The organism is Acidobacteriota bacterium, from assembly GCA_020349885.1.
GTDB lineage: Bacteria > Acidobacteriota.
On record CP070701.1, the window covers coordinates 486,325 to 497,847 of the forward strand.

An 11,523-nucleotide genomic window follows, 5' to 3' on the forward strand; every position below is an offset into this window, starting at 1 on the left:
CTAGTGCCTGAAGTGCCGGCGCCCGGTGAGCGCCATGGTGATGCGGTGCTGGTTGCAGGCGGCGACGGCGTCCGCGTCGCGCTTCGAGCCGCCGGGCTGGACGATGGCGCTCACGCCGGCCCTGGCGGCCCTGTCGACGCTGTCGCGGAACGGGAAAAAACCGTCCGAGGCGAGCACCGCGCCGCGGGCCTTCTTGCCGGCCTGGCGGAGGGCGATGTACGACGCGGTGACGCGGCTCGTCTGCCCCGCGCCGATGCCGAGCGTCCCCTTCTCGTTCGCCACGACGATGGCGTTCGACCGCACGTGCTTTACCACGGTCCACGCGAACTCGAGCGCGCGCCTCTGCGCCGGCGTGGGCTTCTTCTTCGTCGCGACCTTCCACTTGGCGGGGCCGGTGAGCCCCTCGTCCCACGCCTGGAGCAGCCACCCGCCCCCGACCCTCTTCGAGTCCCACCCGGTGCGCCGGGCGCGGGGCTTTCCCGTGGCCAGGAGGCGCAGGTCGGCCTTCGCTTTGAAAATTTTTCTCGCCTCCGCCGGGAACGACGGCGCGGCTATCACCTCGAGGAAATACTTGACCATCACGCGGGCCGCCGCGGCGTCGGGCGGGCGGCTGAGGGCCACGACGCCCCCGAAGGCCGAGACCGGGTCCGACTCGTGGGCGCGCACGAAGGCCTCCTTCACGCTCGCCCCGAGGCCCGCGCCGCACGGGATGCCGTGCTTGATGATGGCGCACGCGGCGGGGCCCTTCTTGGAAGAACCCTTCCCGGCGAGCGCCGCGAGGTCCGCCGCGAGCCGCCACGCCGCGTCGGCGTCGAAGTAGTTGTTGTACGAGACGCCCTTGCCCTGCAGCACCCTGGCGCCGGTGATGTCGCCCCCCTCGAGGGGCTCCACGTAGATGGCGCCCTGCTGGTGCGGGTTCTCGCCGTAGCGGAGCTCGCTCTTGCGGTCGAGCGCCATGACCACGCTCCCGGGCGTCCCCTTACGGGAGCGGCCGCCGGCGCGCCCCGCGAAGGCCCGGGCGATGAGCGCGTCGTAGCGCGCCGTGTGGTGGAACGCCTTCCCCGCCAGGCGGGCGCGGGTCTTTTCGGAAATTTCTCCCAGCTCCTTCCACTCCTTCACGAAGGGCTCGTAGTCGGCCGGGTCGCAGAGGACCAGGACGCGCGCGTGGTTCTTCGCCGCCGCGCGCAGCAGCGCCACGCCCCCGATGTCGATGTTCTCCACGCAGTCCGCCCACGAGGCGCCACGCCGCTTGACCGTCTGCTCGAACGGGTAGAGGTTCACCACGACGAGGCCGATCGGCTCGATGCCATGGCGTTCGAGGTCGCTCTGGTGGGCGGGGCTCCGGGGGTCGCAGAGGAGCCCGCCGAAAATCTTGGGGTGGAGCGTCTTGACCCGGCCTCCCAGGATTTCGGGGAAACCGGTGGTGCTGCTGACCTCGACGGGCCGCAGCCCGGCCCGCTCGAGGTACGCCGCCGTCCCTCCCGTCGAGAGGAGCGTTACGCCCCGCCCGGCGAGGAAGCTCGCCAGCGTGTCCAGTTTCGACTTGTCGGAGACCGAAAGCAGTGCGTGCTTGATCGTTGTAGCGGGCATTTAGAAGTGTTCCTTTTCGCTGAGAAACGGTGTTTTGTTCATGTCGCCGTGGGCGCGGTGCCAGAAGTGGACCCACATGGTCCCCGTGGTCACAATGGCCTGGGAAAAGCAGACGGAGGCGACCCCGAACGCCGTCGAGCGCTCGTCGAACGCCTCGGAGGAGACGCGCTTTCCGTCGGGGTGGTACGCGCGGAGAAGAATCGGATAGTACGTGCGGGAGTGGTCGGAGAACCTTTTCAGATACGGCTCGAGGCCCTTCGACAGGAACTTGGGCGGGTAGCCGGGGAAGACCAGCAGAAATTTTTCTTTCTGCCGCACGGCAAACGCCGCGAAGTCCTCCTCGATGTCCGCTTCCCGGGGGTCCTCGTCCGAGGCGCGGAGCGGGTCGGCCAGGTCGACGGCAAAGTGGCACATGATGCCCAGCTGCCGCGCGACTTCCTTGAACGGCTTCCGCTCCTCCACCAGCTTGATCCCCTCCTCGATGGCCTTGAGGCTTTCCTCGATGAGGTCGCCCTTTCCGGTCGAGACGTCGTAGGTGTGGCGCTTGCCTTTGTGGAGGGAGAGGGGCTCCGCCGCCCCTTCGATAAGCGCGTCCTTGTAGGGCTCGACGGCTTCCTGGAGCGACGGCGGAAGAAGCCGGAAGCTGTCCTCCGCCACGGCGCGGTAGGTCGCCTCGTCCCAGGCGAGCAGCGCTCCCGGCGCCGCCCAGAGCGCCATGGCGATAGACACCCAGGAGTGCGGCAAACCGCCCGGCCGCCTTGCGTTGCTTCTTGCCATCGCGCATGAGTATAATGGATAGGAAAGGTAACGTAAAGCCGCGTCCCGAACCCCTTTGTGAAATGCCATGATGGACCGACGATGCAGCGTTTGCAACGAAAGCGAAGAAGAGGCCACGCTCCACAAGTGCCCGATGTGCCTCAAGTGGTACTGCGAGGACTGCGAAACCACCGTGAGCGGAAGGAAATTCTGCTCGACCACGTGCGCCAACTACTTCTTCTTCGGCGACGAGTATTGAAGGCGGAGGGAACCTTTCCGTTGTAGTCCGCCATGCTCTTTCCCCGCTCCCGGATGCGCCGCCTGCGCATCCATCCCGCCGTTCGAGAGCTTGTCGAGGAGACGCACTGGGCGCCGCGCGACCTCATCTGGCCGCTCTTCGTGCGCCGCGGCGAGGGCGTCGCCGAGCCCGTCCCGAGCCTGCCGGGCGTGTTTCACCTCTCCGTGGACCGCCTCCTCGACGAGGTGAAGGAGGCGAAGGAGTTGGGCATTTTGGCCGTGCTTCTCTTCGGCCTGCCCTCGGAGAAGGACGAGCGCGGAAGCGAGGCCTACGACCCGGACGGCACGGTGCAGCAGGCGGTGCGCGCCCTGAAGGAGGCGTTTCCCGACGTGGCGGTCTTCACCGACGTGTGCCTCTGCGCGTACACCTCGCACGGCCACTGCGGCGTACTGAACGGCTCCCTCGTCGACAACGACGCCACCCTCAAGGTGCTGGCGCAGGTGGCGCTCTCCCACGCGAAGGCTGGCGCCGACTTCGTCGCCCCCTCCGACATGATGGACGGGCGGGTGGACGCCATCCGGCGCCGCCTCGACGAGGAGAATTTCCGGAACGTCGGAATCATGTCCTACGCGGCCAAGTACGCCTCGGCCTTCTACGGGCCGTTCCGCGAGGCGGCGCAGTCGGCGCCGCAGTTCGGGGACCGCCGCTCGTACCAGATGAACCCCGCGAACGCGCGCGAGGCCGTCTCCGAGATCGAAAAAGACGTCCGCGAGGGGGCCGACATCGTGATGGTGAAGCCCGCGCTTCCCTACCTCGACGTGATACGCGCCGCCCGCGAGCGCTTCCACGTGCCGATCGCGGCCTACAGCGTGAGCGGCGAGTACGCCATGCTCAAGGCCGCCGCCGCGAACGGCTGGCTCGACGAGCGGAGGACGATGTTCGAGATGCTCACGTGCATCAAGCGCGCCGGGGCCGACATTCTGATTACCTACTTCGCCAAGGACGCCGCGCGCGCTCTCCGCGAGGGCGCGGGATAGCCGCCTCGGGCGGAAAGGCCTTTCATACGGCATCTTCAGAGATAAATTATTCATAGAGGAGTCTCAACGATGGGAATGAACATGACGAAGAAAATTCTGAAGGAGCACCTCGTGAAGGGGCGCCTGCGCGCGGGCGAGGAGGCGGCGGTCAGGGTGGACCAGGTGCTCACGCAGGACGCCACGGGGACGATGGCGTATCTCCAGTTCGAGGCCATGGGAATCGACCGCGTCCAGTGCCTCGCCGTCTCCTACGTGGACCACAACATGCTCCAGACGGGCTTCGAGAACCCCGACGACCACCGCTACCTGCAGAGCGCGGCGGCGAAGTTCGGGGCGTATTTCTCGAGGCCCGGAAACGGCATCTGCCACCAGGTGCACCTCGAGCGGTTCGGCGTGCCGGGCGCAATCCAGCTCGGCTCGGACAGCCACACGCCCACCGGCGGGGGACTCGGGGCGCTCGCCATGGGCGCGGGCGGCCTCGACGTGGCCGTCGCGATGGGCGGCGGCCCGTACTATATAACGGTGCCCAGGGTCGTGGGCGTGAAGCTCGTCGGGGAGCTCCGGCCGTGGGTGGCCGCCAAGGACATCATCCTCGAGATGCTCCGCCGCCTGAGCGTCAAGGGCGGCGTCGGAAAGATTTTCGAATACTTCGGCCCGGGCGTCGAGTCGCTCTCCGTTCCGGAGCGCGCGACGATTACGAACATGGGCGCGGAGCTCGGGGCCACGACCTCGCTGTTCCCGAGCGACTCCGTGACGAAGCGTTTCCTCAAGGCCCAAGGGCGCGCCGGGCAGTACCGTTCCCTCAAGCCCTCGAAGTCGGCCTCCTACGACGAGGAGATCGAGATCGACCTCGACGCGCTAGAGCCCCTCGTCGCGAAGCCGCACTCGCCCGACAACGTCGTGCCCGTGCGCGAGGTCGAGGGCCTCAGGGCGGACCAGGTGTGCGTGGGCTCGTGCACGAACTCCTCCTACTACGACCTCACCATCGTGGCCGAGGTGCTCAAGGGCAAGACCGTCGCGCCGAATCTCAACATGACCGTCTCGCCCGGCTCGAAGCAGGTGTACGAGATGGCGGCGCGCGACGGCGCCATTGCGGCGATGATCGCGGCGGGGGCGCGCATCCTCGAGTCGGCCTGCGGCCCGTGCATCGGCATGGGGCAGGCGCCGCCGTCGGGCGGCGTCTCCGTGCGCACGTTCAACCGCAACTTCGTGGGCCGAAGCGGCACGGCCGACGCGCAGGTCTACCTGGCGAGCCCCGAGACCGCCGCCGCGACGGCGCTGCGGGGCGCCATCACCGACCCGCGCAGCCTGGGCGAGAAGCCCGCCGTCAAGACGCCGCGCAAATTCCTCCTGAACGACAACCTTATCCTGCCGCCCGCCGACCCCGAAAGCGCCGCGAAGGTCGAGATCGTGCGCGGCCCCAACATAAAGCCCGTTCCGCTCAAGGGCTCCATGCCGGACGAGCTTGCGGGCGAGGTTCTTCTCAAAGTCGGCGACAACATCTCGACCGACCACATCCTGCCCGCCGGGTCGAAAATCCTGCCGCTGCGCTCGAACATTCCGGCGATCTCCGAGTACGTCTTCACGCGCGTCGACGAGAGCTTCCCCGCGCGCGCCAGGGAGAAAGGCGGCGGCTTCGTCGTGGGGGGCGAGAACTACGGCCAGGGCTCCTCGCGCGAGCACGCGGCGCTCGCGCCCTCCTACCTCGGCCTCAAGGCCGTTTTGGTGAAATCCTTCGCCCGCATCCACTTCAACAACCTCATCAACTTCGGCATCCTCCCGCTCACGTTCGCGAAGGCGGACGACTACGAAAAAATCGAGCAGGGCGATTCTTTGGAAATCCTTAGCGTCCCGAGCTGCCTCGCCGCCGGCGACCTCATCGAGGTGAAGAACAGGACGAAGGGCGCGGCCGTCCGCGCGAGGCTCGCCCTTACCGGGCGCCAGCGCGCCATCCTCAAGGCGGGGGGGCTCCTGCCCTACACGAAGGCGGGCGGGAAGTAGGGGCAACCCTTGTGGTTGCCCATAATTGTCAGGGCTGGCACGGCGGCTGGCCCCTGAAAAACCGGCCTCCCGGCCCCTGGCCCCTTTTTCAGATGGCGCTTGACAAGGCCCTGAAAATGTGTATCATGGAGAATCGCCCGGAAAACAGCATGCAAACTTGACAACACCTACGGAGGCCATTTCTTATGAAAGCTTTGGCTAAGAATATCCTGTTGATTGTATGCGCCCTCGCGCTCGGAGCGTGGGGATGCACCGTGCCCCAGAGATACTTTGACGACGCCTCGGCCGCGATCGAGTCGGCGCGCGTGAACTGCGCCCCGGAATACGCTGCGGCCGATTACAACAAGGCCAAAAGCCTCCTCGACGAGGCGAGCGCGGAGGGAACACCGCGCCGCACGGCCACTGAGCGGGCCGAGGAGTCCCTGGCGACGGCCCAGGCCGCCGAGCAGGCGGCCATAGCGCGCAAGGACTCGGCGCGCAAGGAAGCCGAAAGCGCGATAGCCGACGCCGAGGAGGCCATCGAAAAGGCGCGCGAGGCCGGCGCCGAGGAATACGCGGCCTCCCAGCTCAACCAGGCGGTCTCGAAGCTCGACGCGGCCAAGGCTGAGATGCAAAAGGGCGACTGCAACTATCTCAAGGCGAAGAAGCTGGCGGAGGAAGCCGCAAAGCTCGCCAACGCCGCGGCGAACGCCGCCGTCAAAGCCAAGGCGGAGGAAGAGCGCCGGAAGGCCGAGGAAGCTGCGAGGCTCGAAGCGCTGAAGAACGCAACGCTCAACGAGTGGACCGTCGAGCGCGGCGACACCCTCTGGGATATCGCGACGCACGAAAAGGTCTACGCCGACCCGTTCCTGTGGCCGCTCATCTTCAAGGCGAACCGCTCCAAGATCAAGAATCCTGACCTCATCTTTCCCGAGCAGGTCTTCACGCTGACGCAGGACGCGTCGGAGGGTGATAAGAAGTCCGCCGTCCGCCACGCGCGCAACCGCCGCTGGCCGGACGTCGAAGAGGGCTACGACGACCGTTACGTCGGCAGGTAACGAGACCACGCGCGCGAGGACTTTCCTCCCGCCTGGAGGCAGCGCCTGAGCGAAATTTCTTCGCCTTCCGCCGCCACGGCGGCGCTTCACGTCCCGAAGGACGTCCTGGAGAAGCTCTCCGGCGTCCATCACAACCACTTCCGCTACATCGAAGACAAGATGGGCGTCGCCATCAACGGCCGCGGCGAGGACATCCAACTCGAGGGCGAGGCGGAGAGCGTCCGCCGCGCCGAGTCGCTCCTGCGGCAGATGGCCGAGCTCCTGGCGGAGGGGCATGCCTTCACGAAGGGCGACTTCAAGAGCGCCGTGCGCCTGATGCTCGCGGACTCGGGCCTTTCCCTGCGCGATTTCCTGGTCGAGTCCAAAATCGCCGTATCGCCGTCGCGCACAGTTCTGCCCAAGAGCCTCAACCAGCAGGGCTACGTCCGCGCCATCCAGAACCACGACATCGTCTTCGGCGTCGGGCCCGCCGGCACGGGCAAGACGTATCTCGCAGTGGCCTCGGCCGTCGCCGCCCTCAACCAGGGCCGCGTCCGGCGCATCGTGCTTGCGCGGCCCGCCGTGGAGGCCGGCGAGAGGCTGGGTTTCCTGCCCGGCACGCTCGTCGAAAAGGTGGACCCCTACCTGCGGCCCCTCTACGACGCGCTCTACGACCTGCTCGACCCGGAAAAGACGCGCTCCTACCTCGACAAGGGCGTTATCGAGATCGCGCCCATCGCTTTCATGCGCGGCCGCACCCTGAACGACGCCTTCATCATCCTCGACGAGGCGCAGAACACCACGAGCGAGCAGATGAAGATGTTCGTCACGCGCCTCGGGTTCAACTCGAAGGCCGTCGTCACTGGCGACGACACACAGATCGACCTCTCGCAGGGCACGACCTCGGGCCTCATCGAGGTGCAGAAAATCCTCGCCGGCATCGAGGGCATCGCGTTCGTCCGCATGAGCGACCAGGACGTGGTGCGCCACACGCTGGTGCAGACCATCGTCCAGGCCTACGAGAGCTACAACAAGCGGAACCACAGGAAGAAAAAGTAGGCGGGAACCACCCACAAGTGGCGCGGGCTTCTCGCATGTCTCATAATGAAAGGTCATGCGCGCCGCCGTCTTCGAAGCGCCGACCTCGCTCCGCCGAAGCGTCCACCTTCCGAAGCCATGCGGAAGGCAAGCTACGCGAAGGCGAGAGCGTCCGCTCAAAATAACCGAGCTCCCCGACCCTAAGCCCGGCGCTAAGGAAGTGCTCGTCCGGGTGCGGGCGTGCGCCGTCTGCCGGACGGACCTCCACGTCGTGGACGGCGACCTCCAGGAGCCCAAGCTGCCGCTCGTCCCTGGGCACCAGATCGTGGGAACGGTGGTGGGGCTCGGGAAAGAGGCGCGGCGATTCTCCGCGGGCGATCGCATCGGCGTTCCCTGGCTCGGCGGAAGCTGCGGCGAGTGCCCGTACTGCCGCTCCGGGCGCGAGAACCTGTGCGACACCGCGCGCTACACGGGCTACCAGCGCGACGGCGGCTTCGCCGAGCTGTGCGCGGCGGACGAGCGGTTCTGCTTTCCCGTTCCGGAGAATTATCCCGACCTCGAGGCCGCTCCGCTCCTGTGCGCCGGGCTGATCGGGTACCGGGCCCTGCACCTGGCCGGGGATGGAGAGCGGCTCGGGTTCTACGGCTTCGGCGCCGCCGCGCACATCCTCGCCCAGGTGGTCCGTTACCAGGGCCGCGAGCTCTACGCCTTCACCCGCTCCGGCGACGCGTCGGGACAGGCGCTCGCGCGGAGCCTCGGGGCCGTGTGGGCGGGAAGCTCCGACGAGCGGCCGCCCGAGCTCCTCGATGCGGCCATCGTCTTCGCGCCCGCCGGGGAGCTCGTGCCCGCGGCGCTCCGCGCCGTGTCGAAGGGCGGCTCGGTGGTCTGCGCGGGGATTCATATGAGCGACATCCCGTCGTTTCCCTACTCGATCCTCTGGGGCGAGCGCGTGGTTCGCTCCGTGGCCAACCTGACCCGCCGCGACGGGGAGGAGTTTCTCGCTCTTGCTCCGAAGGTGCCCCTGCGGACGAAGGTGCGGGCCTATCCTCTCGAGCGCGTGAACGAGGCCCTGGACGACCTGAGGGAGGGCCGGCTGGAGGGATCGGCGGTCATCGCCATGGAGCGCGAGCTGCTCCCTTCCTCCTAGCGGGGGGTTCTTTCCCCGCTGAACTTCTCCCGCCACGGCGGGCCTTGCGGTCACCGCTCCCGCTCCAATTTTTTTGCGCGAATTGGTCTTGACAAACGCCTTAAACTTTCACATGATATAAAATCAGTATCTCGTGGCGAGGGAGCCGCGAAAAGGAGAAGTTGTTATGGCGAAGCCCCCAAAACTGCAAGGGAGCAAGACGGAGGAAAATCTCCGGAAGGCGCTCAAGGAGGAGACCGCCACCTGGTACCGCTTCATGCGCTATGCCGAGCAGGCGATGAGGCAGGGCAGTGAGAAAGCGGCCAAGCTCTTCACTCGGGCGGCGCGGGATGAGCGCGAGCACGCCGAGCAGATCCTTTCTTTCCTCGATCGCCCGTCCTTGCTCGAAGCTCTCCACGAGGCGGCGGAGGACGAGGCGGCGGCCGCCCTTTCCCGCTACGCGAACTACGAGGCCACGGCTCGCCGCGAGGGGTTCGGCGCGGTAGCCGCGTTCTTCAAGGGCGCCGCGAGGGACGAGAAGCGGCACGAGGAGAAGTTCCGCTCCGCGCTCGAGGAGGAGCAGAGCTCCGAAAAACTCACGTTGGCGGACATGCTTTCCCTCTTCCGCATCGCGATCGTCGAGGAGGTCAAGGCCCAGAAGCTCTACACCGAACTCGCCGAGCGCTGCGGGAAACCGGCGCTCCGCCGCATGTTTCTCAAGCTCGTGGAGGACGAGGAGCGGCACGAGGAAACCCTCGTGAGCCGCTACAAGAGTTTCAAGGGCGGCGCCACTCCGCTGAGCACGTTCCCCAAGAAGAAGAGGCGTCGTGTAAAATGGTAGCTTTGTGACTTAGGAGCATCAAAAGGAGGTGCATCATGAACAAGAACGGACTTCGGTGGGCGGTGCTCTCGGCCCAGCTTCCCCCTGACCCCCTGTTTTCCAAGAAGAGAGGACCCGTCGTTTGAAACGATAGCTTCTAAACGGAGACGCACCAAGAAAAGGAGGTGCGTCATGAAAGGAGGTATACAATGAACAAGAAGAAACTTCGGTGGGCGGTGCTTTCGGTCCTGCTTACCATCGTCTTCTCCTTCCCCCTGCTCGTGATCCTGGCCGCCGACGGCATTTTCCTAGACGGAACCCAGCCGGGCGAGCTCTCCTCGAATCCCCTCGACCCTCCGGGCTGCGGCTGCCACAAGACGTTCGACGCTTCTTCGTTCCATGAGCCCTGGGACACGTGGGCCGGATCGATGATGGCGCAGGCGGCGCGGGATCCCATCTACTGGGCGACCCTCGACATCGCGGAGCAGGACGTCCCGACCGTGGGCGATTTCTGCATCCGCTGCCACTCTCCCCTTGGCTGGCTAGAGGGGCGCTCGGGCCCCCCCGGCGACCCCCCCTTCGACGGCTCCCTGCTTACGGGCGACGACTTCGAGGGGGTTTTCTGCGATTTCTGCCACCGTATGTACGAGGGGCCGTCGCCGCCCCCCTACACCGAGAACGGCCAGTACTGGATATCCCTCCTGACGGAGAAGCGCGGCCCCTACAGCGACTCCACGCCCCCGCACGGGGCCATCTACTCCCCCGATTTCCACGTCAACTCCACGATCTGCGGCGTCTGCCACAACGTGACGAACCCCCTCATCAACCTCGTTGACGACACCGGGGCGGACACGGGACTGAAATTCCCCATCGAGCGCACGTACAAGGAGTGGCTCCAGAGCGACTACGGCGATCCCGTATCCCCGGACTACACGACCTGCTCGGAGTGCCACCAGCCCTCCGTCCTGGATAAGAAGGCGGCCGGGGGCGGCGCCCCCGTGCGCGCCGAGGTGCCCATGCACCAGTTCGCGGGGGGCAACGTGTGGATGATGGATCTCCTGAAGGTCGAGGAATCGGGTCTCGGGCGCGACGAGAACTTCGACTGGACGAAGGCCCAGGCGCTCGACATGCTGCAGACCAAGTCGGCTACCATGGCCCTGGGCCTTCCGCCGTCGGTCGAGGAGGGCTACCTCATGGCGGTCGACGTGACTATCACGAACCTCACGGGCCATAAGCTGCCCACCGGCTATCCAGAGGGCCGCAGGATGTGGCTAAACCTCACGGCGAGCGACGTCGGGAGCGGCGTGTTCTTCGAGTCGGGCGCTTACGACACGGGCACGGCCGTGCTCACGCAAGACCCGCAGGTCAAGATCTACGAGGCCAAGCCGGGTATCTGGGGGACGGGGCCGACCTTCAACTTCGTCCTGAACAACTACTACCCCAAGGACAACCGGATCCCGCCCCTCGGCTTCGTGCCCGACATCGAGACGGAGCCGAAGGGCTACAGCTATCCCGACCTCGGCGGTGGGGTGCTCGCCCACTACGACACGACGACCTACCTCGTGCCCGTGCCCCTCGGGGTGACGGACCCCGTCACGGTCACGGCGACGCTGCGCTATCAGTCGAGCTCCAAGGAGTACATCGACTTCCTCGTATCGGAGAACACCACGACCACGCGCGGCACCGAGATGCAGACGCTGTGGGAGACTTACGGGAAGTCAGCGCCCGTGGACATGGTGAGCCAGTCGGGAGCGGTGCCCGCGAACCTGTGCGCGAGCGGAGTCCCACCCGACACCTTCCTGCTGGTCGACAAGACCGGTTTCGTGGCCCTCGACTGGACTCCGGAGGCGAACACGGCGTTCTACCGCGTCTACCGGTACACGCTGCCAGACATGTCGGAC

At 66.5% G+C, this 11,523-nt stretch carries 10 protein-coding genes; 8 read left to right on the forward strand and 2 right to left on the reverse strand.

Translation table 11 applies throughout. From position 1 onward, the window contains the following. Together purH and JSV08_02150 are read right to left on the reverse strand one after the other, a co-directional pair. Complete coding sequence (gene purH, locus JSV08_02145; GenBank protein ID UCF81238.1) at nucleotides 1-1,590, reverse strand: bifunctional phosphoribosylaminoimidazolecarboxamide formyltransferase/IMP cyclohydrolase; 1,590 nt, start codon at nucleotides 1,588-1,590, stop codon at nucleotides 1-3. Further along, nucleotides 1,591-2,367 carry a hypothetical protein gene (locus JSV08_02150; GenBank protein ID UCF81239.1) on the reverse strand — a complete coding sequence of 259 codons (777 nt, stop codon included), beginning with the start codon at nucleotides 2,365-2,367 and terminating at the stop codon, nucleotides 1,591-1,593. It lies immediately after the preceding gene. Nucleotides 2,368-2,434: 67 nt separating this feature from the next. Here JSV08_02150 and JSV08_02155 point away from each other — a divergent pair, with 67 nt between their 5' ends. The 8 genes from JSV08_02155 to JSV08_02190 all read left to right on the forward strand — a co-directional run. Continuing rightward, nucleotides 2,435-2,605, forward strand: coding sequence for a hypothetical protein (locus tag JSV08_02155; GenBank protein UCF81240.1), 171 nt, complete (start codon nucleotides 2,435-2,437; stop codon nucleotides 2,603-2,605). Between the two features lie 32 nt (nucleotides 2,606-2,637). Then, nucleotides 2,638-3,621, forward strand: a complete 984-nt coding sequence (gene hemB / locus JSV08_02160; GenBank protein ID UCF81241.1) for a porphobilinogen synthase — start codon at nucleotides 2,638-2,640, stop codon at nucleotides 3,619-3,621. Between the two features lie 69 nt (nucleotides 3,622-3,690). After that, complete coding sequence (locus JSV08_02165) at nucleotides 3,691-5,622, forward strand: aconitate hydratase (protein ID UCF81242.1); 1,932 nt, start codon at nucleotides 3,691-3,693, stop codon at nucleotides 5,620-5,622. 647 nt (nucleotides 5,623-6,269) lie between these two features. Further along, nucleotides 6,270-6,659: a LysM peptidoglycan-binding domain-containing protein gene (locus tag JSV08_02170; GenBank protein ID UCF81819.1), complete on the forward strand. Its 390-nt coding sequence runs from the start codon at nucleotides 6,270-6,272 to the stop codon at nucleotides 6,657-6,659. 159 nt (nucleotides 6,660-6,818) lie between these two features. Then, a complete protein-coding gene (locus tag JSV08_02175; protein ID UCF81243.1) occupies nucleotides 6,819-7,697 on the forward strand; it encodes a PhoH family protein in 879 nt (292 codons plus the stop codon). A 55-nt stretch (nucleotides 7,698-7,752) separates the two neighbouring features. Continuing rightward, nucleotides 7,753-8,823, forward strand: coding sequence for a zinc-dependent alcohol dehydrogenase family protein (locus JSV08_02180; protein UCF81244.1), 1,071 nt, complete (start codon nucleotides 7,753-7,755; stop codon nucleotides 8,821-8,823). A gap of 166 nt (nucleotides 8,824-8,989) precedes the next feature. Further along, nucleotides 8,990-9,643, forward strand: coding sequence for a hypothetical protein (locus JSV08_02185; GenBank protein UCF81245.1), 654 nt, complete (start codon nucleotides 8,990-8,992; stop codon nucleotides 9,641-9,643). A gap of 188 nt (nucleotides 9,644-9,831) precedes the next feature. Further along, nucleotides 9,832-11,523, forward strand: a 1,692-nt coding sequence (locus JSV08_02190) for a hypothetical protein (protein UCF81246.1), incomplete at its 3' end; no start/stop codon positions are given.